This is a genomic window from Massilia glaciei, from assembly GCF_003011895.2.
Taxonomy (GTDB): domain Bacteria; phylum Pseudomonadota; class Gammaproteobacteria; order Burkholderiales; family Burkholderiaceae_D; genus Telluria_A; species Telluria_A glaciei.
Genome location: NZ_PXWF02000341.1, coordinates 12358 through 38098, shown reverse-complemented (window position 1 = coordinate 38098; position 25741 = coordinate 12358). Strand labels below are relative to the sequence as shown.

Genomic DNA, 25741 nt, shown 5'->3' with positions numbered 1-25741 from the left:
AGAGAGAGAGAGAGAGAGAGAGAGAGAGAGAGAGAGAAAGAGAAAGAGAGAGAGGGGGCGGGCGATTTCTGCCGCCAAGTTTGGGTTGTTCTCTATTCGGCCGCCTCGACCACCACCTCGCGTCTGTCCGCCAAACCCCTCTCATCAACCACCCTGAGCACATAAATTCCAGTGCGCGGCGGCGTCCACGAAAGTGCCTCCCCCGGCTTCGTGCCGCCCAATAGCGAATCGGCGGCGAACCACAGCAGCTTGCCGGAGCTGCCCGCTTCGGCCCGCAGCAGCAGCGGCTCGCGCCGGTCGAAGCGCTGCAGATGCGTCACCCCGCGCAGGGGCGTGACGATGTGCGGCCCGCCGTCGATGCCGGCGCCGGCCACGCATTCGCCGCCCGGCGGCGCCCGCAGCGGCATGCCGGCCGACTTGAACAGGGCCAGCATGTCCGACGGCCAGTACTCGAACACCTCGGCGCGCGTGTGCGGCCCTGGCGCGCAGGCGAGCCGCCCGCTGCGAATGTCGACCAGCACGGTCCTGTGCAAGGTGCTCTGCCTGACCGGCGACTTGCCCTCGATGAACCAGGCCGGCGCCGTGACCGGGCATTCGGCATTGGGCAGGTCGCCGCTGGCGGCGCACACGGCGATTTTTTTCAGCTTCGGCGGCTGCCCGCCGGCCATCTGGCCCGGATCGAGCTTTTCGGCGCGTATGGCGTCGACGATGCGCAGGAACAGCGGTGCCGCCGCCTCGATGCCGATGAAGGCCGGGTTGCTCCTCCCGTCGAAGTGCCCGACCCACACCACCAGCACGTGGCGCCCGAACACGCCGGCGGTCCAGGCGTCGCGGAAGCCCCACGAGGTGCCGGTCTTCCAGGCGATGGCGGGCCGGGCCGGCGCGAAGGTGTCGGGCCGCGGCGTCTGGCGCAGCATTTCGAGCGTGATGAAGGCCGCTTCGGGGCTGATCAAGGTCACCGCCCTGGCCGCGGCGCCTGCGCCTTTCTCGAGAGTCATGGGCTGCCAGCGGCCCTCGTTGGGCAGCATCGCGTACAACTGCGCCAGCTCCTCCATCGACAGTTCGGCGCCGCCGAGCGCCAGCGCGAGCCCGTAGTGCGCCTCGGACGCCAGCTTCTGCACCCCGGCCATCTTCAAAAAGTCATACAGGCCGGGTTTGGCCAGGCGCGAGGCCAGGTCCACGGCGGGCACGTTGCGGCTGCGGATCAGCGCCTCGTGCGCGGGGATCGGACCGCTGAAGCGGCCGTCGAAATTCTCGGGCGCGAAGGCGCCGAAATTGCTGGCCGTGTCCTTGAGGATCGAGGCGCTGTGGATCAGGCCCTGGTCGAGCGCCTGCGCGTAGATGAACGGCTTGAGCGTCGAGCCGGGTGAGCGGCGCGCGTACACGCCGTTGACCTGGCCGGCGATGGCGGCGTTGCGGTAGTCGGCCGAGCCGACCATCGCCTTGACCTCCATGGTGGAGCTGTCGAGCAGCAGCGCGGTCGCGTTCACGATGCCGCGGCTAGATTGCGACTTGACGTAGTCGGCCAGCACCCGCTCGGCCAGGCGCTGCACCTTGGGCTCGATGGTCGACTGGATCTGGCGCGCGCGCGATGTGCGCAGCAGGTGGTCGACCGCGTGCGGCGCGGCGAAGGGCAGGGTGCTGCGATTCTTAAACGGCACCGCCAGCACCGCCGGATTGGCAAAGCGCGCGTCCTGCGGGTGGCGCGCGACCCACAGCGCCGCGAGGCGCGCGCGCGCGGCCACCAGCGCGTCGGGTTCGGCCCCGCGCGCGCTGTCTGCCAGTCGCTTGCGCGGGTTTTGCGGAATCACCGCCAGGTTGAGCGCCTCGGGCACCGACAGCGCGCGCGCAGGCTTGCGCCAGTAGGTCAGGCTGGCCGCGCCGACGCCCTCGACGTTGCCGCCGTAGGGCGCCGCGTTAAGATAGGCTTCGAGGATGTCGCGTTTGCTGTAGCGCAGTTCGAGCCAGAGCGCGGCCAGGGCCTGCTTGAGTTTTCCGCCGATGCTGCGGCTGTCGATATGGTAGATCCGGCGCGCCAGCTGCATGGTGATGGTGGAGGCGCCGATGCGGCGCCCGCCGGTCGCGCTGGCCACGCCGGCGCGCGCCAGCGCCCACGCATTGACGCCCGGGTGCCAGTGGAACCAGCGGTCCTCGTACAGCAGCACCGCCTCCTGCAGCACGGGCGCGACCTCGGAGATCGGCGTCCAGAGTCGGTACTGCTCGTCGCGCGCCAGCGTCAGGCGCAGCAGCTCGCCGTCGGCCGCGGTGACGCTGCGCGACGACGCGAACGCGTCCCGCAGCGCGGGCTTGGGCAGCACGCGCGGCAGCGCCAGCAGCGCCGCCGCGCAGGCGAGCGGGAGCAGCAGGCGCCCGCGGGCGCGCCGGCGTGCGGCCACGATCATTGCGCCGCTGGCACCACTTTGAAGCTGCCGCCGGCCGAGCGCGCGAACACGCGGTGCTCGTACATCGCCTCGCCATAGGCCGCCGGCACCACGAAGGTGCCCACATTGGTGGCGCGCACCTTGTAGGTCACCTCGGTCAGCTCGCTCGAGACGTTGCCATAGAAGATGACGCGGTCTTCGCGGATGTCGGCGTAGTCGATCGACCAGGTGCTGCTGCCACCGAGCCGGCGGCGCCACAGCGGCGTGTCGGGCGCGTCGGTGTCGGACGGCGAGGTGAGCACCGGCTCGAGCCCGCCCGGCAGCAGGTCGACCAGCGCCACCTGCGCCAGCATGGGCCGGTCGAGCGCGCGCACCCGCACGCGGACGGTGATTTCCTCGCCCAGCTTCGCTTCCGTGACGACCTTGCCCGCGGCGTCGAGGAATTCGTGGATGATCTCCATGCCCTGCGACTTGGCCTCTTTCGGCAGCGCGCGCTCGTAGCCCGATTCGGCCCACGAATAGAACAGGGGCAGCTCGCCGTCGTTGGTGAGCCTGACCTTGGCGGTGCCGGGCGGCAGCGCGAACTTGGCCAGCGCCAGTTCGGCCGGAATCGCCAGCGCGGTGGCCACGCCCTTGGCGTCGATCGCCGCCATGCCGACCTTGCCCGCCGCCGACTGCGACGCCGCGCGCGCGTAGGCGTCGACCGAGAGCATGATCGACGCGGCCGAATGGCTTTGGTAGTAGCCGTCGCGCACGACCCTGGCCATGCGTTCCCAGTGGTTCTTCGGCAGCTCGGCGATCCGCGATGGGAAGTGGCGCGCCATGAGCGCGACCACGACGGCGTCGTGCACCAGCGGATCGTAGTAGTACTCCCAGTGCCACGATTTGCGGTGGTCGCGCTCGACCCGCAGGTTGGAAAATGCCGGATCGGCCAGTTCCCGGGCCAGCTGCTCCTGCTTTTGCAGCTGGTAGCTGGCCGCGAGGTAGACCGCGCCGAGGTCGCGCCTGACTTTTTGCTTGTCTTCGGCCTTGACCGCGCGTTCGATGTTCTTGCGGTGCGCCTCGCGCAGGTTGGTCAGGGCGGCGGTGGTCACCACGCCCTGCCGCGTGAGCAGATAGGCCGCGTAGGCCTGCGTGCGCCATTCGTAGCTGTGGTTCGCGGCGTCGACCAGTTTGTTCTGCATGAACCCGTTGGCGCGCGACAGCAGGTCGTTCGGGACCGCCATGTGGCGCTCCTTGGCCTCGACCAGCAGGTTGGCCACGTAGGTGGTCGAGAACAGGTCGGACGGGCCGCCCGGCCACGCCGCGAAACCGCCGTCGGCGCCCTGGCGCGCGCGCACCAGCGCCAGATAGCGCTCGAGCGTCTTGGCCGGATCGGGCACGCTGGCGCCGGCGCTGGCGCGCTTGAGCAGCTCTGCGGCCAGCGCGGGCTGGGTGCCGACCACCACCGCCGGGAAGGTCTGGCTGGTGATCTGCTCGGTGCAGCCATGCGGGTAGACTTCGAGGTATTGCAGCATGCCGCTGGTGAAGGCCCACGGCGACGGCGAGACCGCCGCCACGCTGCGCTTTAAATTCGGGTACATGTCGCCCTGCGCGCTGATGCTGCCGCTGCCCTTGAACAAACCGGTCTGCACCAGCGTCACGTAGGCCGAGGCCGGACGCACGCTCACGCCGGTCGACAGGCGCGCGCTGGCCACGCCGGTTTTCGCGGTGAACACCACGTTGGCCGGGCCGAGCACCGCCTTGTCGGCCGCTTTGGCGCGCACGATGAATTTGGCCGAGCCCTCCGAGCGTTCGCTGATTTTGAGCGCCTGCTGCGCGCCGCCGACCACCTCGAGGCCGGCCGACACGCTCAAGGTCAGCGTGACCGGCGCGTCTTGGCCCGAGCCCTTGGTGTTGTTGGCCACGCCGACGCCGATTTCGACCTCGTCGCCCGGGGTCATCGCGATCGGCACGTTCGGCAGCAGGATCAAATCGCCGCGCACGGTTGTCGCGGTCGCCGCGCTGGCGGCGGTGTCTTCGTTGATCACGATCGCCATCACGCGCAGGCTGCCGTTGAAGTTTTCGGGCGGCGTATAGGAAAATTCCCTGGTGCCGTCGACCTCGACGATGCCCGACCACCAGACCACCGGCTTGTCGGTCTTGCGCTTGAACGGGTTCAGGTTCTTGCCCAGCATGCCCTCGGCGTCCCCGCCGGGCGCGGCCGCGCCCATGAGCTTTTTAAACTCGGGCAGGATCAGGTCGAGCGTCTGCTGGGTGCTCACCTCGAGCGCGCGCTTCTGGAAGAAGAACTTGAGCGGGTCCGGCGCCTGGTAGCGCGCCACCTGCAAAATGCCCTCGTCGACCGCGAACACGATCGCGCGCGCCGGCGCCTTCGACGTCAGCGTGATCTTGACCGGCTGGCCCGGCTTGACCATCGGGGTCGCCTTCAGCACGACCGGGTTGGTGCGCCTGGCCAGGCTGGTCACGAACGGCACCACGCCGTGGCTCATCGGACTCATATAGATCTCGTCGGAGCCGATGTCGCGCGCGAACTGCACCGACACGTAGCCGTTGCCCTCGAAATCCTTCGGCAGGGCGATCTTCTGGACCGATGCGGTGGCGCCGGCGCGGAACCATTTGTGGGCGTACACCCGGTCGCGCTCGATCGTGATCAGGCCGGCGCCGGTGTACGGCGCGCGGATGCTCATTTCGATCTCCTCGCCGGGGGCGTAGTCTTTTTTACTGAGCGACATCTGCAGCTCGGCGTTGCGGTCGAGCGTACGCGAGACGTTGCCGGTGCCGGCCACGCTGTAGTCGACACGCGCCAGCGTCAAGCCCCGCGCGTCGCGCAGCGCGTACGAGAAATTGCCCGGCGTCTGGGTCGACAAGGCCGTTTTGGCGCCGCCGGCGGCGATCGCGAACGCGCTCTCGCCGAGCACCGTCTCGGTGCCGCGCGACTCGTATTTGTACAGGCCGTTGTGCTGCTTGGTCAGCACCGACACCACGCGCCGCTCGATGCGCAGCAGCCTGAGTTGGTCGACCGCCACGCGCTTGGCCTTGGGGTCGATCGCGATGAACGACACGTTGCGCACGCTGTTGCGGCCCACATAACCGAGCTCGCCGTCGGTCTTGTAGCCGACCAGGTAGGGCCGGTCCGACACCAGCGCCGCCGCTTCGGCCGCCACGCTGCGTCCGCCCTCGGGCTCGAACGCCTTGACCAGCAGGTGCAACTGGTAGGTCGCCTGCGCATAGCGCTGCAGGCCGAGCGGCAGCGTGGCGTTGCCCTGGGCGTCGGTGGTGGCCACGGCCAATGTGTCCTGGAACTTCTCGTTGGCGCGCGCCGGGTCGAAGAACGCGTAGCCGGGGTGGCTGGCGAACGACGGGTGGGCCGGCGACAGCGTCAATTGGGCTTCGACTCGGCGTTGCGGGGCGGGCGTGCCGAACAGGTTCTGCACGTTGACCGTCGCGCCCAGCTCCTGCGGCGTGACCCAGCCCTCGTCGGACTGGCGCGACAGGCGCGCCGTGACCTTGGTCCGGTCGGGCATGAACTCCTGCACCTTCACCGTCAGGGTGCCCAGCTGCAGCGCCGGCGCCTCGGTCGTGCCGGGCGTGGCGCTGCCGGTGTCGCGCCCCAGATTGAGGTTGATCGTGAAATTGCCGGTTGGGGAGCTGTCCTGGGTGGCGTGCGAAAACTCGGCCATGCCGCCGGCGCCGAGCTTGAACTTCTGGCGGCGCACGACCAGGCCGCGCGCGTCGATCACCTCGGCCTCGACCGGCAGGTCGGCCAGCTTCTGGTTCCAGCCCATCGACTTGGCGACGATGCCGACATTGATGGTGTCGCCCGGGCGGTAGATGCCGCGGTCCGAGAACAGGTAGGCCTGCACCTGGTTGGGCACTTCGCTGGCATGGATGCCGCCGACGTCGAAGCGCGAGACGTCGAGGGTGCGGTCGTCGCGATTGAGCGGCAAGAAGCTCATGTCGCCGTCCTTGCGCACCACCATCACGGCCGGCGATTTTTCGCGCGTGAAGGCGGCCAGCGTCGGCAGCCTGGCCACGCCGGTGGCGTCGGTCAGTTTGCTGACCAGGATGGCGCCGTTCTTGCCCCAGACCTCGACGCTGGCGCCGGCCGTGCCGCTGCCGTCGTGGATCGACTGCACGTAGACGTCGCGCGCGCCGTCGACCGCCTTTTTCGAGACGATGCCGAGGTCGGTCACGATCACCAGGCGGCGGTCGCGCATCTTGCCCGGGTCGACCTCGGGCTCCTCGCCTTCGCCCGCGCCTTCGCCGTCCCCCTCGTATTCGTGGTCGTTGCGGCGCTGGTCGGTCTCGCCGGCGGCGCTCTTGTTGGCCGGGTCGTAGCCCTGCGCCGTGACGATGAAGATGCCGCGCCGCTCGCCCGAATCGGCGCGCAGGTAGTCGGAGAAATCGATCGCCTCGTAGTGGGTTTTGCCGGGCTTGAGATTGAGCGCGATTTCGCGCTCGAAGCGTTCGGTCAGGCTGTCGGGCGTGATGCCGGCATAGAATTCGGGCTTGGTCATGTCGCCGTCGCTCTGCGTCACCAGGTGCTGGAGCTGCTGCGGCAGCAGGCGCCCGATCTCGATGCGCACGCCGGGCAGGTCGCGCAGCAGCAGCGGCAGCTTCTTCTCGCCCGACAGGGCCAGCAGCGAGCCCTTGCTCATGATCGACAGCTCCGGCGCCGAGCGTTTGACGCGCAGCACCTCGTCGCGCGCGGCGCCCAGTTGGTAGCCGCCGGCCGACTTGAGCCCCTTCTGGATGCGCACCAGCAGGTAGCGTCCCGGTTCGGCGACGAACTTGAACGCGTGGCCCTCGCGGATCTCGCGCTCGGCCGGGGTGGACAAAAGCGGCACCTTGGCCGACTGCGCGAGCACCGCGTCGGTCACGCTGGCCGGGTCGCTCCAGACCTTGGCGTCGGCGTCGTCTGCGTCGGCGCCGGGGCGCTTGAGCGGCAGCAGCCAGGCATTGACCGCGCGCGCCATCTCCTTCTCGTGGACCGGCATCCCGGTCGTGATCTGCAGGATGTTTTCGGGTTCGCCGCTGTCGTTGGTGACGATCAGCTGGTTCAATTCGGCCACGTCGAGGTTGTACAAGCCGGGAATCGCCAGCGCCTTGGCGCTGTCGTCGCCCGTGGCCTGGCCGCCGCGCTGGGCCTTGACGCCGGAGCCGACGGTCAGCTTCAGGGCCACGGTATCGGCCGGAATGGCGAGCGGCTCGGAATGGACGGTCGCGTTCAGGCGCAGCTTGTCGTAGGTGACGGTGAGCTTGTCGATGTCGCCCGGCTTGGCGAACAGCCCGGCGCCGCCCTCAAGGGCGAGCTTGAGGCGCCGTTCGAGGCTGTCGGGGTCGACCGGGTGCGAGAAGCCGATCGCAAAGACCGCCTTGCGCAGGTTGAGCTGCACCGGGTCCTGGTAAAAGCTCGCCTCGCCCACCGTCAGTACGAACCCGGGCGAACTGAAGCTCGCCGCGCGGTCGGCCTTGACGTGCGGCGCGAGCGATTTGGCGCCCAGCGTGACCTGGTACACGACGCCGACCGGCCAGTCCTCGGCGGGCGTGAATTCGAGCCGGGTCGCGCTCGCCCAGGTCCATTTGCCGGCCAGCGCCGGCGCCATGCCGATGTCGGCGGCCTCCTTGCCGACCTGCGACAGCGGCGCGGCCGACACCTGGAACGTCAGCACGGCCGGATGCGGTTTGCCGTTGTCTTCGATCGCGGTGCGCGCCGGATTGGTCACCACGATGTCGGACGCGAGCACCGCGGGGCGGTCGGGCTGCACGCTCTTGAGCGTGTCGAACCTGGCCTGCCAGTCGACGTTCTTGAGCATTGGCGCGGCCAGCACGCCGAGGCCGATCAGCACTGCCAGCAGGAGCGCCGCCGGCTGCCTGCCGGCCAGGCGGCCCGACGGCGCGAGCCGCGCGCGCGCGCGCGGCGCCCACGCGGGCGCCTGCCAGCTGCCGAACAGCGCGGCCAGGATCCGCCCGGCCGGGCGCAGCACGAGGAGCATGCCCGCCCAGACTGCGATGGCAAAACGGGCTACGGCGGCGTTCAGCTTGTTCATTCTTTACCTTTGAGGAGGATGGGGCGGGACGGGGGCCTTGTTGCTGAGAATAATTCAGAGAAACATTATATAGACGGAAGTTGCCAAAAAATTAGCGCCGGCGTGGGTTTTTGAGGGAAATCGATTGACACTTGCGTCCAATCGGGATTTAATTTCTGTCACGACAGAATCTAAAGAAAAGAGAGAAATATGGCCCTGAGCCCGACTGCGCAAAAATTCATCCTGCACTGGGGCGAGATGGGCGCCCGCTGGGGCGTCAACCGCACCGTGGCCCAGATCCATGCGCTGCTGTTCCTGGCCAACGCGCCGTTGCCGGCCGAGGACATCGCCGAAGCGCTGACCGTGGCGCGCTCGAACGTGAGCAACAGCCTCAAAGAGCTGCAAAGCTGGGGATTGATCCGCGTGACCCACCTGATGGGCGACCGGCGCGACCATTTTGTCGCGCTGCAGGACGTGTGGGAGATTTCGCGCATCATCGTCGAGGAGCGCAAGCGGCGCGAGATCGACCCGACCCTGACGCTGCTGCGCGAATGCGCGATCGACGGCGGGCAGGACGCGGCGCTCGAGCCGGCCTCGCTTGCGCGCATGAACGATGTGCTCGCGCTGCTCGAGTTGCTAAGCAGCACCTACGACGATTACAAGCACATGTCGCCGGTGGCCGTCAAAAACCTGCTCAAGATGGGCGGCAAGGTCGCCCGCTTCCTCGGACCCGACGACGGCGGGGCGGACGCATGAGCGCCGTCATCCCGTCCGAAGGCGAGCTGTTCAAGAGGATACTCGGGCCGCGCTGGGGCGATCTGCATCCCGACATCCGGCTGCGCTTCGACCAGAACCCGGCGCCGGGCAGGCCGCTGCGCTACACCGGGCAGTTGAGCGAGCTGCGCTGCTCGCGCCTGGGACGCCTGTTCGGATTGCTGACCATGCCGCTGATCGACGGCGCGCTGATCCCGTACAACGACGCCAACTTCCCGGTCGACATCGAGGTCTATTCCAAGCCCGGCTGCGCATCGATCTTCAAGCAGCGCATCTACCGCCTCAACGGGCGCAAGCCGATCCAGTTCACCTCGTTCATGCGCGAAAGCGAGAAGGGCGAGGTGCTCGAGTATGTCGGCATGGGCCTCGGCATGAAGCTGCTGCTGCATGTCGAGGACGGCAACCTGCACTTTCGCAGCGACGGCTACTTTTGGGAGGTGTTCGGGTTGCGCATTGCGCTGCCCGGGCTGCTCACGCCGGGCAAGACCTTCCTTTGCCACCGCAACAACAACGCGCAACAGTTCGACATCCGGATCGAGATCCGGCACGCGCTGTTCGGCACCACCTTCACCCAAGTCGGCGTGTTCCGGGAGGTCGCGTCGTGAACACCTATCTGCTCGCGCTGCAACTGATGGCGCTCCAGGGCTGCCTGGGCGCCTACGACACCCTGTACCACCACGAACTGACCGAAGCCTTGCCGGGACGCGCGAGCGCGCGGCTGGAGTTGGCGATCCATTCGCTGCGCTCGGTGATCTACTTCTTCATGTTCGTCGGCATGGCGTTCTGGGCCTGGCATGGGGTGTGGGCGGTGGTGCTGCTGCTCGTGTTTGGCGTCGAGATCGCGCTGACGCTGTGGGATTTCGTGGTCGAGGACCGGACCCGGCTGCTGCCCTGGACCGAACGCGTCACGCATACCCTGCTGACCCTTAACGGCGGCGCCGTCATGGCGCTGCTCGCGATCAACGCCATCGCTTGGATGCAGTTGCCTAGCGCCTTCGTGTGGCAGCCGAACGGCTTGCTCGGCGCTTTTTTGGTGTTGTGCGGGGTCGGGGTCGGCATCTCGGGCGTGCGCGACGGTTTTGCCTATTTCCACCATGGGCGATTGGCGCGGCGCGCCGCCGGCGCGCCGCCGCTGCGCTTTGGCGGGCGCGCGCAGCAGGTGCTGCTGACCGGCGCCACCGGCTTCATCGGGCAAAAACTGGTGCGCGCCTTGCTTGCCGACGGCCACCAGTTGACCATCCTGACGCGCGGCCCGCGGCAGGCGGCATGGCTGTTCGATGGAAAGGTGCAATGCGTCGCCAGCATGGATGAGCTGCCCGCGGCCCGGCGTTTCGACGTCGTGATCAACCTGGCCGGCGCGCGCATCCTGGGCTGGCGCTGGAGCGAGGCGCGCAAGGCCGCTCTGCGCCGCAGCAGGGTCGGGCTCACGCAGGCGCTGGTGGGATGGATCGGGCGCGCCGAGCACAAGCCGGCGCTGTTGTTGTCGGCCTCGGCGATCGGCTACTACGGCATCCAGGCGCCCGGCGATGAGCGCGTGCTGACCGAGGACAGCGCCGCGCAGCCGATTTTCATGTCGGACCTGTGCCGCGAATGGGAGGCCGCCGCCGGCGCGGCGCGCGCCCACGGCGTGCGCGTGGCGTGCATGCGCCTGGGCGTGGTGTTCGGCGAGCAGGGGCCGCTGCCGATGATGCTGCTGCCGATCAAGCTCGGATTCGGCGGGCGCCTGGGCAGGGGCAGCCAATGGCTGTCGTGGATCCACGTCGACGACGTGTTGCGCGCAATCGCCCACTTGTGGGGGACCGGGGCCAATGGCGCGTACAACTTCACGGCGCCCGACAGCGTCACCCAGTTGCAATTTAGCCGGACCGCGGCGGGGGTGCTGGGGCGGCCCTGCCGGATGCCGACGCCGGCCTTTCCGATGCGCCTGGGCATGGGTGAGCAGTCCGATTTGTTGCTCGAGGGGCAGCGGGTCGCGCCCGAACGACTGACGCAGGGCGGTTTTGTGTTCCGGTATCCGGGCCTGCAGGCGGCGCTGCGGGCGCTGGCCTAACTAACCCGGCGTTTTTTTGCTTCGACCGTTTCGCTTCGACTCCCTAAGCCCGGCAGGCTGCTGGTAGCTTCGGCATCCTTGGTTTTTATGGCAGGGTGATGGTCAGGTTGGCCGCGCGCGGGGCCAGCTTGACGACATCGTTGTAGGCCAGCAGCTGGGTGTCGGTGGTCTTGGCCAGCGAGGTGCGCATGCCGAGATAGGCGAGCGAGCAGATCAGGCCGAACAGCGAGCACAGCACCCAGACGGGCGTGTTGTTGCGCAATTTGTTTCGGATCTGGTCGGGCCGCTCGGCGTGCGGCGCGAAGGCGGCGCTCTTGCCCTTCATTTTCGCGATCTCGTCGCCCAGGCGCGCCGTCAGGTAGTTCAGTTTTTCGGGACCCTCGAGCGTGTAGCGCCCCTCGAAACCGAACAACAGGCACATGTGGAAAATCTCGAGCGCCTGCAGATGGGCGCTGCCGCGCGCGCGCAGGTTTTCGAGCCGGTGGAAAAAATTCTCCCCGGCCAACTGGTCGCCGAACAAGAGTAGTTGCAGCGGGCGCCGCTGCCATTCGTCGCGGATGGTGTAGGGCGAGCGCAATACGATCTCGTCGATCGCCGCGCAGAACGCGTACTTGGCGGCGTCGATGTCGTCGGCCTCGGCCTGCTGTTTTTTGGCGTTGCGTGTGAATTCGTCGAGGAACGAGGTCATTTTGCTCACGAAGCCGGCATTGTCCTTGGGGCCGCTGCCGTTTTTGAGCATGAACAGGGCGATGAAGCCGTCGTACATCAGGTCGAGCAGGGAGTGGGCGCAGGCCGGGGCGGCGGGCGCGGCGCCGGAGGCGCCTTGGAACAGGGACGGCGGGTTGCTTGCATTCATGGGCGTTCCTCAGGCGGTGCAGTCGTTTATGGGGGACATGGCGCTGTCGAGCAGCTTGCAGATAATCAGGTGCAGTTTGGCGAAGCACGGGCCCGGGCAGCCGTGGTCGTAGGCGGGCACATCGTCGAGGCTGCCAAGCGTCGACAAGCCCTTGAGCGACACGGCCAGCCCCACCAACTGGGCGTGCAGGCGTTCCGGATGCAGGCCCGGGTGGTGGAAATAATAGGACAGCGAGGCCAGCGCCGAGCTGGCCGTGTGCAACAGCCTGAAGGTCGACATGCCGCCGCAACGGATCTGTCCGGCATGCCTGCCGGGCGTGTGCTGGTGCGCGTGCAGCGCGTCCACATTCGCCTGCAGCGTGTCGATCAGGCAGCGCAGGTGCAGCAGCAGCGCCGGCGCGCCGTGCACCGTCAGGCTCGGTGGCACGAAGGCGGGATCGAGTTCGAAGCCGCCGTTGGCGAGGCGCCGCACGCGCAGCAGCGCAAGCGTGCGGCCAGCGTCGCGCGGCTCGGGTTCGGGCAGCAGCCGCGCCGCGCCCGTGCCGTTCCAGGCCGCATGCAGCGTGAGCGCCTGCCGCGTCTGCGCCAGCCGGCCCAGTTCGATCACATCGGGCAGGGCGTTCGCGCTCGGCGCGTCGAGTAATTTTCCATCTTCGAAGATAAGCGATAGTTGCTCGATGCGCAGGCGGCCTTGCAGCAGCGCTTCGCGCTCGACCAGCAGGTGGCGCACGCCCCAGGCGTTGGGCCGGTGCGCGTGGAACTTCCCGTGCTGCCGCGGCGGCCCCCGTTCAGCCGATGCGAGCTTGTTCGTATGTGGCATGTGGTTTTCCTTTCCGCTCAAGAAAATCCGGTTGGTTCTCAAGAATAGCGTCCGCCGGACGGGCGGGTCCCGCCTAACTATTCGATACATGCGATGCGTCAACAATTCACAGAATGAAAGAAAAATTCTTTACAGTAGAATTCATTTGATGCGTAGCAAGTTTAAGTAAATGATAAGTTTTTCGCGTTGATTAAAACTTTCCGGCGGATTAGCATTAATGCACTCTTAACTAAAGGTCAATATTATGAGCGTAAATACTTGCAAGCAATTGATGGGTGCGGCCGCCTGCGTCCTGGCCCTCGGCGCGTGCGGCAGTATGGAGAAAAAACAGGTCGCCCCGCCGCCGACCTTGGCGCAGCTGATGTCGGGCGCGTCGTCGGCGGCCGGCAGCGGCCAGAACGAACAAGCAAGTTCGCTGTGGAAGCGGGCGGCGGCGGCCTACCCCGCCGATAAATACCCGTGGGTGCGCTTGGCGCAGATGCGCTATGACGCCGGACAGTATGGGGAGGCGATCGTCAACGCGCAGGAGGTGCTGGTGCGCGACCCCAACGACAGCAAGGCCTACAGCATCATCGCCATCAGCGGCCTGCGCCTGGCCACCCGCGCGCTGGCCGACCTGAGCCGCCAGAACAATCTGCAAGGCTCGCTGCGCACCGAATCGCAGGAGCTGGCCAAGCTGCTGCGCGAGAGCCTCGGTGAATCGGTGCTGATCCCCGCGCACGACTCGGGGCCGACGCCAAAGTCGGTCAAGGTGAAAAAGCCGTTGCCCGCGCCCCCGCCATCGCGCAACGATCCCTTCGAGGGACTGAAATAGCAAGCGAATGTATTTTTCTTCACCCAAGGGGAGTCCCATGTCCAAACGCGAGAGTGTGCAAAAGCGGCTGCAGAAGGTGCGTCCGCCCAGGGTTCAGATGACGTACGACGTCGAGATCGGCGACGCCACCGAAAACAAGGAGCTGCCCTTTGTGATGGGCGTGGTCGGCGACTTCGGCGCCAATTCGGCGCTCGAGCAAAAGCGCCTCAAGGACCGCAAATTCGTCGGCATCGACGCCGACAATTTTGACGAGGTCATGAAGGGTATCGAACCGCGCACCGCGTTCCGGGTGGAGAACGCGCTCGGCGGCGGCGGCACCCAGTTCCCGGTCGAGCTCACCTTCACCTCGATGGCCGACTTCCGCCCCGAGGCGGTGGTGGAACAGGTGGCGCCGCTGCGCAAGCTGCTCGAGGCGCGCACCAAGCTGGCCGACCTGCGCAACAAGATCGCCGGCAACGACAAGCTCGAGGACATCCTCAACGAAGTGCTCGGCAACACCGAGAAGCTGGCCGCGCTCGGCCAGCAAAGCGCCGGCGCGAAGGAGTGACATGAGCGCACAAGCGATGACAGACAGCGGCGCCGGCGCCGGAGGGATGGAGGAGGCGGGCCTGCTCGACCAGATCGTCGAGCAAAGCAAGGTGGCCAAGTCGCACACCGAGCATGCGCGCGCCAGGGACCTGATCTCCGAGCTCGTCAGCCAGGTGCTCGAGGGCACGGTGGTGGTCTCGGACAACCTGGCCAGCACCATCGACGCGCGCGTGGCCGAATTGGACCGCATGATCTCGCGCCAGCTCAGCGCCATCATGCACGCGCCCGAATTCCAAAAGCTCGAGAGCAGCTGGACCGGCCTCAATTACCTCGTCAAGAACACCGCGACCAGCGCCAACCTCAAGATCAAGGTGCTCAACGCGACCAAGCGCGAGCTCGTCAAGGACTTCCAGAGCGCGTTCGAATTCGACCAGAGCACGATGTTCAAGAAGATCTACGAGGAGGAGTTCGGCACCTTCGGCGGGGCCCCGTTCGGCGCCCTGCTGGGCGACTTCGAGATCAGCCGCCAGCCCGAGGACATGTACCTGATCGAGCAGATGTCGCACGTGTCGGCGGCCGCGCACGCGCCGTTCATCTCGGCCGCCTCGCCCGAATTGTTCGGGCTCGAGACCTTCGACGACCTGGGCAAACCGCGCGACCTGTCGAAGGTGTTCGACACGGTCGAATACGCGAAGTGGAAGAGTTTCCGCGAGTCCGAGGATTCCCGTTACGTGGGCTTGACGCTGCCGCGCTTTTTGGGGCGCCAGCCGTTCCACCCGGTCTCGGGGGCGACCACCGAGGGCTTCAATTTCGTCGAGGCGGTCGACGGCAGCGACCACCGCGAGTATTTGTGGTGCAACGCCGCCTACGCCTTCGGCACCAAGCTGACCGGCGCGTTCGAGGATTTCGGCTGGTGCGCGGCGATCCGCGGGGTCGAGGGCGGCGGCCTGGTCGAGGACCTGCCGACCCACACCTTCAAGACCGACGAGGGCGAGGTCGCGCTCAAGTGCCCGACCGAGATCGCGATCACGGACCGGCGCGAAAAGGAGCTCTCGGACCTCGGTTTCATCTCGCTGGTCCATTGCAAAAACACCGATTACGCCGCGTTCTTCGGGGCCCAGTCGGCGCAGAAGGCGAAGAAATACGGCTCCGAATCGGCCAACGCCAACGCCTCGCTGTCGGCCCAGTTGCAGTACATCTTCGCCGTCTCGCGCATCGCCCATTACATGAAGGCGATGATGCGCGACAAAATCGGCAGCTTCGCCGCCGCCTCCAACGTCGAGGAATTCCTGAACCGCTGGCTGATGCAGTACGTGCTGCTCGACGATAACGCCAGCCAGGAGCAAAAGGCCCAGTTCCCGCTGCGCGAGGCGTCGGTGCAGGTGTCGGAGGTGCCGGGCCGGCCCGGCGTCTACCGCGCCGTCTCGTTCCTGCGTCCGCATTTCCAGCTCGACGAGTTATCCGTTTCCCTCCGTTTGGTCGCGGAGCTGCCGCAGTCGACCAAATCGTAAGTCAACCCTCCATCAACCTCAAAAGGATTAACATGGCAATCGACGTATATCTGCAAATCGACGGTATCAAGGGTGAGTCCACCGACACGACCCACAAGGATTGGATCGAATGCAAATCGGTCAATTGGGAAGTGCTGCAGCCGAAATCGGCCACCGCCTCGACCGGCGGCGGCCACACCGCCGAGCGTTGCGAACACAAGGACATCGTAGTGGCCAAGCTGGCAGACCTGGCGACGCCCTTGCTGCTGCAAAACTGCTCGTCCGGCAAGACGATCCCCAAGGCCAAGATCGAGTTCATGCGCGCCGACGGCAAAGGCGAGCGCATCAAGTATTTCGAAATCGAACTCGAGAACGTCTTGATCAGCAAGGTGCAGCCCGGCGTGCTGCAGGGCGACATCCTCAGCGAGAACATGTCGCTCAAATACTCCAAGGTCAAGTGGAAGTACACCCAGCAAAAGGTCAACGGCGGCTCGGGCGGCAACACCTCCGGCGGCTGGGACCTGGCCACCAACAAGACCGTTTGACGCGCGCACCCCGAACATCCGCGGCCCCCGGGCCGCGGATTTTTTTTTCGTTTGCGCCCCTATTGTTCGAGCTTGAATTCGATGCGGCGGTTGCGCGCCCGGCCCTCGGGCGTGTCATTGCCGGCGATCGGGCGCGCCGCGCCTTCGCCCGAGGCGTCGATCGCGCCGGCGTCGATGCCGCGCTCGCCCAGGTAGAGCCGCACCGCCTCGGCCCGCGCCTGGCTCAGGGCCAGGTTGGCGCTTGCGCAGGCCGCGGTCGTCGGTGTGCCCGATCAGCGCGATCCGGCGGCCCTTGAGCGTTTGCATGGCCGCGGCCATCTCGTTTAGGATGGCGCGCCCCGCCGCGGTGATGGTGGTCTTGCCGCTGTCGAATTCGATGGTGCGGTCGGCCAACGTGCGGTTCAGCATTTCTTGTCCGCCGGCGGCCACGCGCAGGGCGTTGTTGACGGTGTAGGTCGGATTGAGGCTGGTGGCGATGTCGCTGGCGATCTTCTGGCGCTGCGCCTCGTTGGCCACCTCGCCGCGCACGCTGACGACGCTGCCGTCGATGGTCAGGGCGCCGCGGCTGATCTGCCTGAGGTTGGGGCCGATCAGCTTTTGCACGTAGCCGTTCCAGTTGGCCGGCAGCGCCACCTGGCCGACGGCGATCTGGTCGACCACCCGTTCGGGGCCGTACAGTTCGCGCAGGCGCGCCAGGATCGCCGCCTTGCCCGACTCGTCCGGCACGGTGCCGCTGGCGACCACTTGGCCGGGCGCCGCCGCCGGCGCCTGGGCGCGCAGGTCGGCACCGGCCAGGGCGAACACGAGGGCGAGGACGGGGGCGAGGGGGAGGGCGAGGTGGGCGGGGGCGGGCGGCGGTGTGGGGCGCATGATCAGCTTCCGATGAAGGCCAGGCGCAGCGAGTCGTGCGCCGATTTGAGGGATAGCGACGGTTGTTTGAGATAGGCCGACACCTTCTGGATCGCGTAGTCGGCGTCGACCTGGTCGTCGACCCACGACAAGTCGTCGAAGGTGATGTGGCGCTCGAGCGCGGCTTGCGGATCGATGATCGCCTGCAGCGTGGCGGCCGAGGCGCCGCTGAAGCCGACCACCAGCGTCGGACGGTCCTGCAGCCGGGTCACGCAGACGGCCAGCTCGAAGCCGGCGCGCACCAGGAACGGGGTGATCAGGTGCATCCAGAAGGCGGCCACCAGGTAGCGGTACATCGGGTCGGCCGGCAGCGGCAGCACCAGGCTTTTCTCGAGCCGGCTCGAACTGCTCGCCAGCACCGGCTGCAGCAGCAGGCCCATCGCCAGCAGCAACTGGCGCACCGAACCGGCGAAGCCGGCCTGCGCCAGCATCGCCTCGAGCGAGCCGACGCTTTGCAGCTCGAGGAAGTCGTTGAAGGCGGCGTTGTAGGCGGCCGAACGCAGATCGAGTTCGATCAGGGTGTTGGCGACCGCCTGCAGCGGCAGCGCCGGATCGGGCGCGGCCAGCACCGCCGCGGTGAGCGCCTCGCAGCGGGTCCACAGGCGCGACAGCACCAGCGGACCGTTGCCGACGAAGCCGGCCGGGTCGTCGACCTCGATCGTGCTCACCATCAGGAACGGGAAGCGCCGGTGCGACTGGTCGCTGCTGGTGACGATGTGGCCGGCGATCGCGCGCTTGCTGCGCGGGCCGACGAAGGCGAAATGCAGCGGCGCCTGGGCGTCGTAGTTAATTTTCCAGCGCGCGTCGGTGCTAAGCAGCTCCATCGCCTTGGCCAGCCAGTCGTCGAGCACCTGCGTCAGCGCCAGGTTGTCGCTGGCCTTGACGAAGTCGGCGCGGCTGGGGATCTTGCCGAAGTAGCAGATCGTGGTGGGCGAGGCGGCGCGGTTCATGGCTGGGCTCCCGCGCCGGCCACCGCCACCGCCGTCGGCGGGGGCGCGGCAGCGGTGATCGCCTGCGGCAGGCGCAGGTTGCGGAACCCCTGGGAGGGCGCCGCCGCCGGCGCCGGGGCGGCGCTGCCGAGGATCTTCAGGTTGGCCGTCACGACCACACCGGCATTGTCCCAGGCCAGTTCGAATATGCCGCCGTCCTTGCGCTTTCGCTTTGCCGCTTCGACCATCTTCTTGAGGCCCTGGCGGCCCGGTTCGCTGAGCAGCACCACGGTGCGCCCATCGGGCCTGATGGCGGTGATGCGCGAACCCGGAGCGCCCTGCGCGTTGGGCCACGACATGTGCACCCACGGCTGCGGCTGGCCGCGCCAGCGCAGCGACTGGCCGTCGATCTCGATCGTGTATTCGGCGGCCCCCACCGCGCCCAGCGCCTGCAGGTCGAACATGGTGCGCGCCCAGCCGCCACTCGCGGCGGGCGGATTGGCCACGCCGCCGGCGGCCAGCGGCGCGACCCAGGCCGGAAAGCCGCCCGTGACCGCCGGCGCCAGCGTGATGCCCATGTTGGCCCAGGTGCGCGCCGACATGGTGTCGCCGCGGCGCACCACCAGCGGCCCCATGGTGGCGTCGAAGAACTTGGCGATAGCGCCGTCGGGCCCGAACACGGCGCCCACCTCGGCGTCGCTGGCCTCGATTCGGGCGTTGGACGTGAACGGAAATTTGGGCGCGAGGTTTTTTCCGAAAGGGGCCAGCACCTGCGCCGTCCACACCTTGTTGATCTCAAGCTCGGCCGGCTTGACGATCACGGCGAAGGTCTGCATCAGCGGGCGCACCAGCAGCGGGCGCAGGCTCTGCCTTTGCTGGTCGCTCATCCCGACCAGCATCTGCTCGTCGACGTACTTGAGCGCGTCGGCCAGCTCCGAGCCGCTGCCGTCGAGCGTCTGCTGCATGAACTGCTTGGCGCCGGGGCCGGTGTCGCCCTGGTTCTTGATGGTGTTGAAGCGCGTGCGCAGTTTCGACAACGCCTCCATGTAGCCGCGCATGAGCGAGGCGTCGCGGTCGCGGCTGACGACCAGTTGCGCCACCCCAGAGAAGGCGCGCCCGACCGGGCCCTGCGGCATCGAGGACGCCGTGACCGGGGCGGCGCCGGTGGCCGCGCCGCCCATGCCGGCCTTGAGCGGGGCCGGGGTGCGCCGCATGACGGCCTCGTTGAACCAGACCTTGAAGCCGCGGTTGGCACGGGTCGGGCCGGCGCCGACCAATGACGGGTTGTCCCACGAGGTCTGTTGATGGACGGTCGTTATCAGCTTGTTGATCGGCGAGGTCTGCGGATCGCCCAGCCGGCTCATCGCCGCGGCCGCGTCCTCGAACCCATTGAACTCGCGGATGGCCACGCCCCGGACGAACTTGGCCCACTCTTTGGCGTATTCGTTCTTATACAGCTCGGCCAGCGCCTTCTGGATCTGCTCCGGGCTGCCTTCGAGCGTCAGGTCGTCTTTCGATGCGGTCTTGAGCACCCAGTCGGCGCTTTGCAGTTCGCCGTTGGCGGCGTCGCGCAACGCGTCTTTGACGAAGCCCTCCCACGCCTCGCGCGTGAAGCTGCCCGGGATCGCGTGGCTGCCAAGTACCAGTTCCTTGTCCTGGCCGCCGATGACGCGCGCCACCGTCATCGACGGGAAGCGGGTGGCGGCGCGCGCCTTGATGTCGGCATACACGCGGCTCCCGCGCCGGCACGCCGGGCAGCACCTTGCGCAGCTTGTCGCGGGTCTGCTCGACCAGGTCCCGCCTGGTCTCGATCCGCGGCCACGCGCTGTCGTCGATCTGGGCCAGGTAGAACGAGAGGGTGCGTTCGGCGCTGCGGATCATCAGCTCGCGCGGCATGCCGCCGCGGTTGGCGTCGAGCCAGCCACGCCAGAAGCGGGTCAGCTGCTCGTAGAGGTGGCCGCCCTCGGCGCGCGCCTTATCGCCGAGCATGAGGTAGGTCTTGAGCGCCTTGTAGGCGTTTTCGACATCGGCCGGCGACGCGTCATTGAATGCCTGGGCGCCGTTGCCGGCTGGCGGCGCGCTTGCCGCCACTGGGGCGTCGGCCTGCTGGAGCTGTCCGGCACCGCTGTTGACTTGCGCGAGGAAGGCTTCGAGCGCGCCGCCGACCGGCTTGAGCATGATCTCGCCCACGCCGCTGAAGTACTCATCGCGCAGTTTGCGTTCGAGCAGGTCGCCCTGGTACAGGCCGAGGCTCAGCGACAGGGGCCGGCCGCTGCGGTATTTTTCGAGCTGTTCGATGCGCTTTTGCAGGATCTGCAGCGCCTCGAAGCGCGATTGCAGGTCGGGGCGGTTTTGCTGGATCCTGACGGCCTCGTCGAAGTCGGCCTGCACCTCGGCGACCAGCTGGCGGTTGCCCATGTACGACCAGCTCCAGCCGCCAAGGGCCAGGCCGACGAAGGCGGTGGCGGCAAAAAAGGCGGCGTAGCGCAGGCGCATTTTGGCCGGGCTCGCGTATTGGGCGACCAGGTCCTTGTCGGCGAAGATCACCTTGCGGAACAGGTTGAGCAAAAAATAGCCCTGTTGCTCGTGTGCTTGCGCTTGCTCCTGCGGTTGCAGCTCGATGTCGAAGCGCTGCGCCACGCGTTGCGACGAGGCCGACACCGATTCGCCCGACTGTAGCGCGCTGGTGAAGTAGAAGCCGCGGAACACGGGCTTGAACTGGAACGGGTTTTCTTCGAACAGCGTGGCGATGAAGGCGCGCAGCGGCGTTTTGATGGTCGAGAATTCGAGCGGGAAGGTGAACACGCCGGGCGGCATGCGCTCCTTGCTGCTGCAGCGCCATGCTGGCCTGGCTCAGGTCCTTGAGGCCGTCGTACAGCTCGTCGAAACGGGTGTCGAACTGGTTCAGCACCTGCAAGCTGGTGGTGCTCCGGCCGTAGGGCAGGGTGGCGCCCCAGACGCGGTCGCGCTCACCGAGCTCGCTGTCCTGGAAGAACTCGTTGAAGCCGGTGATCAGGTCGGCCTTGGTGAACATGATGTAGACCGGCGCGTGCACTTCGAGCCGTTCGGTCAGCTCCTGCACGCGCTGGCGCAAATTCTTGGCCAGATCGATCGCGAATTCGGGACGGTTGCCGGTCAGTTCGGCGATGCTGACGGCGATGATGACGCCGTTGATCGGCGCCTTCTTGCGGTGCTTTTTCAGCAGGCTCAGAAAGCCGAACCATTCGGCGCGGTCTTCGTCGCCGACCGAATAGCGGCCGGCCGTGTCGAGCAGGATGCCGTCGGTCGTGAAATACCAGTCGCAATTGCGGGTGCCGCCCACGCCCTGCACGACTTTGCAGTCGGCGAAAGGGAACTGCAGGCCCGAACTGGCGATCGCGGTGCTTTTGCCGGCGGCCGGATTGCCGATGACCAGATACCAGGGCAGCTCGTAGAGCGCCGCGTCGCCCGACAACTGGCCCAGTTTCGAGCCCTTGATCGTGGCGATCGCATCGAGCATGCGCTTGGCGATAACATCGTGTTCCTGGCGCTGGGCCGGATCGGCCTTCGCCGCCGGCGCGCGGATCTGCTGTTCCAGCATGCTGCCCAGCAGCGCGGCGTCGCGCCGGCGCCTGTGGCGGCGCGACAGCCAGACCATCGCGCCGAATGCGAGCGCCAGCGCGAGCGCGCCCCAGGCCCAGACCCGCGGCACCTGCGGCAGCGATGCGCCAAGCAGCGGGAGGACGGCAAGTGCCAGCCAGCCGATGACGACCAGGCTGATGCGTGCTGTCAGGAAGTGCCAGATGGTTCGCATCATCGTCGGTGCCTCGGTAGGGTGTGCATCAGGACAGGGCCGGGGCGGCGGGGCCGATCAGGGCCGCGCTGCGGTGGTGCGGATCTTCGTTGCTAAAGCAAAGCACGGGGGCGGCGAGTGCGCCCGCGTGGTGGTGCGCCAGCACCAGTGCGCTCATGAATGGCACGGCGCCGCAGCTGCCGCAGCCGGCCGCGACCCTGATCACGTCCTCGCTCTGGTCGAGCTGGGGCAGGGCGTGGCGCGCCGTGTCCATCAGTTCCGTGACCCGGCTGTTGCGGTGGCCGGTGTCGGCGACGACCATGGCGACCGTGGAAAACTCGGCCCCGGCGTCGGCCATGACCTTGCCCGCCAGCGCGCGCAGCAGTTTGGCGTCGACACGGCGCGCGCCGTCGGCCGAGTCGTCGCGCCGGCCGTCGGCGCTGTGCAGCAGAAGAAGCGGTTCGTCTGTGATCAGGCGCGCCTGGCCGGCGTCTGCCAGCAGCAGGCCGGCCGCGCCTTCGCCCGGGACCAGGCCTTGCGGGCGGCTGGCGCAGAACAGCGCGGCGCTGTCGGACCAAGCGCGGACGCTGCCCTCTCCGATGTGCGAGCCGCACGCCAGCACCAGCGCGAGCAGCGGCGAGTTGTCGAGCGCGTGCTGCCGCACCAGCCGGGCCAGCGCCGCGGAGGGCGCGCCGGCCGTCTCGGCCGCCTGCTCGGCGCCGAGCACGATGCGCGCAGGCGGCCAGCCGTTCATGCCTACCACCTGGCCGAACCACATTCCGGCCGCGAGGCGCTGTTCGAGGCGCCAGCCGCCCTGCCACAGCGGCACGATTTGCAGCATCGGCGGCTGGGCCGACGGTTCGCCGATCGCGGTGTGCCCGGCGGCGCGCGCGCTCAGCTCGGCCACCACCGCGCCGCCGAGGACCAGGGCGCGCAACTGCTCATCGCTAAAATCCGGATCGGGCACCGCTTTGAGTTCGAGCCACGCGGCGATCGCCTCCTGCATGGCCGGATCGGCGGCGTCGTCGCTGCGCGCGGTAATCACGGGGAAGCCGTTGTCGTCGGTCAGGTCCGGGTCGAGGTCGGGGCCGGCCCCGTTGGCGGCGAGCGCCTTGGCCAGTTCCTCGACCGCACTGCCGTGCGGCGTGCGCAGGGCGGTGGCGACGACCGTCAGCGGCACCGGGCGCGCCGGCGGCGGCGCCGGCTGGGCCGCCGGCACCGCCATCGCCGGCGCCGCCTGCAGGGAGATCAGTTTGCGTCCAAGCCAGAGCGCCAGCAGCACAAGCGGCGGCAGCACCAGCAGGAACGAGACGAGGTCGGAGGTGGACGGCGCACGGTTGGTGGCGCGCCAGTACCAGATCGCGCCGCCCCAGCACAGGCCGACGACGGCCGCGGCGGGCAGCGTGCGGCCAAGCCAGCCGCGCATCAAACCGGCACCGCGCGCAGGGCGGGAAGGTGGACGCTCATCGCTCAGACCTGGTCGAGCGTGGACTGCTGGCTGGCGATCAGATGGGCGCCGCAGGCGGTCTTGTCGCCGTTGCGCGCGACCGGCTTGCCGTCGACCAGCATGGTCATGTCGCCGCTGGCGATGGTGGTGTTGCCATGGATCGGGCAAGACGCCTTGTCGCCGAGGCGCGCGATGCCGATGCCGCCGCTGTCGCTGTGGGTCGAGGCCTCGAGCACGACGCCGCCGTGCGAGGTTTTATCGCCCAATCTGATCACAGGTCCTGGCATGTTCGCTCCGTTCTGGTGTGGGTGCTATTTGGGTGCTATTTGGGGGGCTACTTGCTTGATCGTTTCATCACGCCGGGCAGGCGCAGCTCGGTGTGGCCAAAATCCATCATCTTCCAGCGGCCGCCCCAGGTCAGCCCCATCGACTCGGCCACTTCGCCATACAGCAGGTAACCGCGCATCGCCCAGGGATCCTTCTCGGAGATGACCACTTTGCCGTTGCGCAAAAACGCGCAGTCGGCGGCCAAGCCATATTGGTGCCAGCTTTGGAACGCGGCCGCGTTGGTCACATTCGCGCCCATCGAGGCGAGCACGTTTTGGCGCTCGGGGCTGCGATAGCCTTCCAGAATTGCCATATCGTAGCCGTTCCTTTCCTTCATGATTTTGAAAACCATCAACAGCCTTTGCGTATAGGCATCATTCATCCGGGTCCAGTCGCGGCTGGCCGAAACCAGCATCGGGCGCTCCTGCTGCAGCTCGACCGTGGCGAACGCGAGCGGCGGCAGCGCCGGCGGCGGCACCAGATGTTCGCCCTCGAGCAAGGCGGCGACCTGGGCGTTGACCTCGCGCGTGGAGACGTCGAAGCCCCCCAGCTCGGTCTTTCTGCCGGCAAACAGTGCCAGCAGCGGGGGCAGCGAAATGAGCAGCGCACCCCCAATGCACAGAAGATACTTGCGGCGGATAATTGCCCCAACCCCGCGTAGCGATGCGCCGCCCGATCGGCGCAACGCGGCCACGCCCTGTTCCTTGCGGCGTGCGGCGCGGCCCAGGCGTTGCTGGAAGCGCTGCCCGGCCCCGGCCAGCGCTTGCACCACGAAGGCGCGCCCGGCGGGAAAAAGCACCATCCAGCTCACCAGGCAGGCCAGCAGAAAATACAGGGCAACCGCAATTAGCAGCACAAGATCCTCATCGAAACAACATCCTGAAATATGGCTAAAAAATCATTTCCTATCGGTATATCTTACAGATAGGGCAATCCAGGGCGCGATCGAATATCGGGCAAAGTCTGTTCTATCTCAATCAAGAGTTGGTTTGTGTATGTTCTTGCACAGTTGGCTTGTTAATAAGTTCCGCGCGATTGTTTATTGACGTAAAGTTATGCGTAAATTAATGAGGAGCAAGCTTTGCAAAAGCGCGATGATCCCCGTCAGGCCTCCGGCCGCCCCAGTCTTCTTTCCTCTGAACAGCAAGCCGAGGCGGACCGCCATCGGATTTTGAGCAGCCTCGATGGCAACGCGGGGCCCGGGCGGCCCAAGGGCCGCAAAGGCAGATGGATTTTCGCCACGGTCGCCGCCGTGACAATCTGCGCGGGCGCGCTGGCCTGGGTTGTCGTCGACACCGAGAACGAAAATGCCTTGCTGACCGAGCAGTCGGCCGTGGCGCCGGCGCAGCCCGCGCCCGCTTCGGCGCCCGCGCCCGCGCCGGGGCCGGAGCCGGAGCCGGAGGTGTCGGCCGCGGTCATCCTCGATGTGGCGCCGGACGCGCCCGCCATTGGCGGGCCGGAAAAAAACATTCCCGAGGGACCAGCCCTTGCCCCCAGAGCGCCCTCGCTGGCACCAGATCCACTTCCGAAACTGCTGCTGGTGGCGCCGGCCCCGGCCCCGAAACCGCCTCAACTGGTCCAAGAGACCCGTCGAAAACCGGAGCGGGTCAAGAAGACGCCCCCCAACAAGTCCGGGCGGCCCGTGCTTGCCAAAAAAGCGCCACAGCGTGCGCGCAAGCCGGCGGCGGACAGCGCGGCGGACAACGCGGCGAACAAGGCGGCGGACAAGGCGGCGGACAACGCGGCGAACAAGGCGGCGGACAAGGCGGCGGACAACGCGGCGAACAAGGCGGCGGACAACGCGGCGAACAAGGCGGCGGACAACGACGTCATCCTGCTCGCAGCGCTGGTGTCGCATGGCAATCGCCAATCCGCCGCCGCGCGCAAGCTCAAGCAATGCGGCCCGAAGGGATCGGCGAAGGCGGCCGAATGTCGCGCGCGGCTGTGCGCCGGCAGCGCCCGCAATGAGGCCGCGTGCAAGGCTGTGAACAAACCGTAGGGACTGGGCGAAACATGGGGGCAAACCTGGCAGAACCGATCATTGCCGCGCTGGCGCAGTTGCAGCGCC

Annotated in this window: 16 protein-coding genes and 2 pseudogenes; 8 read left to right on the top strand and 10 right to left on the bottom strand. The window is 67.4% G+C overall.

Going from position 1 to position 25741, the window contains the following annotated elements; genetic code table 11:
• Positions 1-92: 92 nt before the first annotated feature.
• Together pbpC and C7C56_RS27165 are read right to left on the bottom strand one after the other, a co-directional pair.
• A complete protein-coding gene (gene pbpC, locus C7C56_RS27170; RefSeq protein ID WP_106760455.1) occupies positions 93-2402 on the bottom strand; it encodes a penicillin-binding protein 1C in 2310 nt (769 codons plus the stop codon).
• Positions 2399-8434, bottom strand: a complete 6036-nt coding sequence (locus tag C7C56_RS27165; RefSeq protein ID WP_106760454.1) for an alpha-2-macroglobulin family protein — start codon at positions 8432-8434, stop codon at positions 2399-2401. The genes pbpC and C7C56_RS27165 overlap by 4 nt, the downstream gene beginning before the upstream one ends.
• Before the next feature lie 189 nt (positions 8435-8623).
• On the opposite strand from C7C56_RS27165, the gene C7C56_RS27160 reads away from it, so the two are divergent.
• The 3 genes from C7C56_RS27160 to C7C56_RS27150 are packed head-to-tail and all read left to right on the top strand — an operon-like array spanning position 8624 to position 11237.
• A complete protein-coding gene (locus C7C56_RS27160) occupies positions 8624-9169 on the top strand; it encodes a GbsR/MarR family transcriptional regulator (protein ID WP_106760453.1) in 546 nt (181 codons plus the stop codon).
• A complete protein-coding gene (locus C7C56_RS27155; protein WP_106760452.1) occupies positions 9166-9792 on the top strand; it encodes a DUF4166 domain-containing protein in 627 nt (208 codons plus the stop codon). The genes C7C56_RS27160 and C7C56_RS27155 overlap by 4 nt, the downstream gene beginning before the upstream one ends.
• A complete protein-coding gene (locus C7C56_RS27150; protein ID WP_229459033.1) occupies positions 9789-11237 on the top strand; it encodes a TIGR01777 family oxidoreductase in 1449 nt (482 codons plus the stop codon). The genes C7C56_RS27155 and C7C56_RS27150 overlap by 4 nt, the downstream gene beginning before the upstream one ends.
• Before the next feature lie 85 nt (positions 11238-11322).
• Here the strand turns inward: C7C56_RS27150 and icmH are convergent, their stop codons facing one another.
• Both icmH and tssK read right to left on the bottom strand, forming a co-directional pair.
• Positions 11323-12093 (bottom strand): type IVB secretion system protein IcmH/DotU, encoded by a 771-nt coding sequence (gene icmH, locus C7C56_RS27145; RefSeq protein ID WP_106760451.1) that lies wholly within the window; start codon positions 12091-12093, stop codon positions 11323-11325.
• Positions 12094-12102: 9 nt separating this feature from the next.
• Entirely contained in the window at positions 12103-12912 is an 810-nt protein-coding gene (tssK, locus tag C7C56_RS27140; protein WP_181373390.1) for a type VI secretion system baseplate subunit TssK, read from the bottom strand.
• A 244-nt stretch (positions 12913-13156) separates the two neighbouring features.
• Here tssK and C7C56_RS29230 point away from each other — a divergent pair, with 244 nt between their 5' ends.
• The 4 genes from C7C56_RS29230 to C7C56_RS27120 are packed head-to-tail and all read left to right on the top strand — an operon-like array spanning position 13157 to position 16289.
• On the top strand, positions 13157-13726 hold the full coding sequence (locus C7C56_RS29230) for an outer membrane protein assembly factor BamD (protein ID WP_181373389.1): 570 nt from the start codon (positions 13157-13159) through the stop codon (positions 13724-13726).
• A gap of 37 nt (positions 13727-13763) precedes the next feature.
• Positions 13764-14273, top strand: coding sequence for a type VI secretion system contractile sheath small subunit (gene tssB / locus C7C56_RS27130; RefSeq protein ID WP_106760449.1), 510 nt, complete (start codon positions 13764-13766; stop codon positions 14271-14273).
• A 1-nt stretch (position 14274) separates the two neighbouring features.
• Positions 14275-15765, top strand: a complete 1491-nt coding sequence (gene tssC, locus C7C56_RS27125; RefSeq protein ID WP_106760448.1) for a type VI secretion system contractile sheath large subunit — start codon at positions 14275-14277, stop codon at positions 15763-15765.
• 32 nt (positions 15766-15797) lie between these two features.
• On the top strand, positions 15798-16289 hold the full coding sequence (locus C7C56_RS27120) for an Hcp family type VI secretion system effector (protein ID WP_106760447.1): 492 nt from the start codon (positions 15798-15800) through the stop codon (positions 16287-16289).
• 59 nt (positions 16290-16348) lie between these two features.
• Here C7C56_RS27120 and C7C56_RS27115 read toward each other — a convergent pair.
• The 6 genes and pseudogenes from C7C56_RS27115 to C7C56_RS27090 form a co-directional block, all read right to left on the bottom strand.
• Positions 16349-17159 (bottom strand): annotated as a pseudogene (locus C7C56_RS27115) (OmpA family protein).
• Positions 17160-17161: 2 nt separating this feature from the next.
• On the bottom strand, positions 17162-18103 hold the full coding sequence (gene tagF / locus C7C56_RS27110) for a type VI secretion system-associated protein TagF (protein WP_441295181.1): 942 nt from the start codon (positions 18101-18103) through the stop codon (positions 17162-17164).
• Positions 18055-21920, bottom strand: a pseudogene (gene tssM / locus C7C56_RS30885) (type VI secretion system membrane subunit TssM). The gene tagF and the pseudogene tssM overlap by 49 nt, the downstream one beginning before the upstream one ends.
• A gap of 28 nt (positions 21921-21948) precedes the next feature.
• Entirely contained in the window at positions 21949-23325 is a 1377-nt protein-coding gene (locus tag C7C56_RS27100; protein WP_106760457.1) for a hypothetical protein, read from the bottom strand.
• Positions 23326-23369: 44 nt separating this feature from the next.
• Entirely contained in the window at positions 23370-23633 is a 264-nt protein-coding gene (locus C7C56_RS27095) for a PAAR domain-containing protein (protein ID WP_106760445.1), read from the bottom strand.
• Between the two features lie 47 nt (positions 23634-23680).
• A complete protein-coding gene (locus C7C56_RS27090; protein ID WP_229459031.1) occupies positions 23681-24529 on the bottom strand; it encodes a M15 family metallopeptidase in 849 nt (282 codons plus the stop codon).
• A 225-nt stretch (positions 24530-24754) separates the two neighbouring features.
• Here C7C56_RS27090 and C7C56_RS27085 point away from each other — a divergent pair, with 225 nt between their 5' ends.
• Positions 24755-25672, top strand: a complete 918-nt coding sequence (locus tag C7C56_RS27085; protein WP_181373388.1) for a hypothetical protein — start codon at positions 24755-24757, stop codon at positions 25670-25672.
• Positions 25673-25741 lie beyond the last annotated feature (69 nt).

Coding starts and splice junctions, on each gene's coding strand:
- pbpC (WP_106760455.1), bottom strand. CDS start 2,402: ATGATCGTGGCCGCACGCCGGCGCGCCCGCGGGCGCCTGCTGCTCCCG.
- C7C56_RS27165 (WP_106760454.1), bottom strand. CDS start 8,434: ATGAACAAGCTGAACGCCGCCGTAGCCCGTTTTGCCATCGCAGTCTGG.
- C7C56_RS27160 (WP_106760453.1), top strand. CDS start 8,624: ATGGCCCTGAGCCCGACTGCGCAAAAATTCATCCTGCACTGGGGCGAG.
- C7C56_RS27155 (WP_106760452.1), top strand. CDS start 9,166: ATGAGCGCCGTCATCCCGTCCGAAGGCGAGCTGTTCAAGAGGATACTC.
- icmH (WP_106760451.1), bottom strand. CDS start 12,093: ATGAATGCAAGCAACCCGCCGTCCCTGTTCCAAGGCGCCTCCGGCGCC.
- tssK (WP_181373390.1), bottom strand. CDS start 12,912: ATGCCACATACGAACAAGCTCGCATCGGCTGAACGGGGGCCGCCGCGG.
- C7C56_RS29230 (WP_181373389.1), top strand. CDS start 13,157: ATGAGCGTAAATACTTGCAAGCAATTGATGGGTGCGGCCGCCTGCGTC.
- tssB (WP_106760449.1), top strand. CDS start 13,764: ATGTCCAAACGCGAGAGTGTGCAAAAGCGGCTGCAGAAGGTGCGTCCG.
- tssC (WP_106760448.1), top strand. CDS start 14,275: ATGAGCGCACAAGCGATGACAGACAGCGGCGCCGGCGCCGGAGGGATG.
- C7C56_RS27120 (WP_106760447.1), top strand. CDS start 15,798: ATGGCAATCGACGTATATCTGCAAATCGACGGTATCAAGGGTGAGTCC.
- C7C56_RS27100 (WP_106760457.1), bottom strand. CDS start 23,325: ATGCGCGGCTGGCTTGGCCGCACGCTGCCCGCCGCGGCCGTCGTCGGC.
- C7C56_RS27095 (WP_106760445.1), bottom strand. CDS start 23,633: ATGCCAGGACCTGTGATCAGATTGGGCGATAAAACCTCGCACGGCGGC.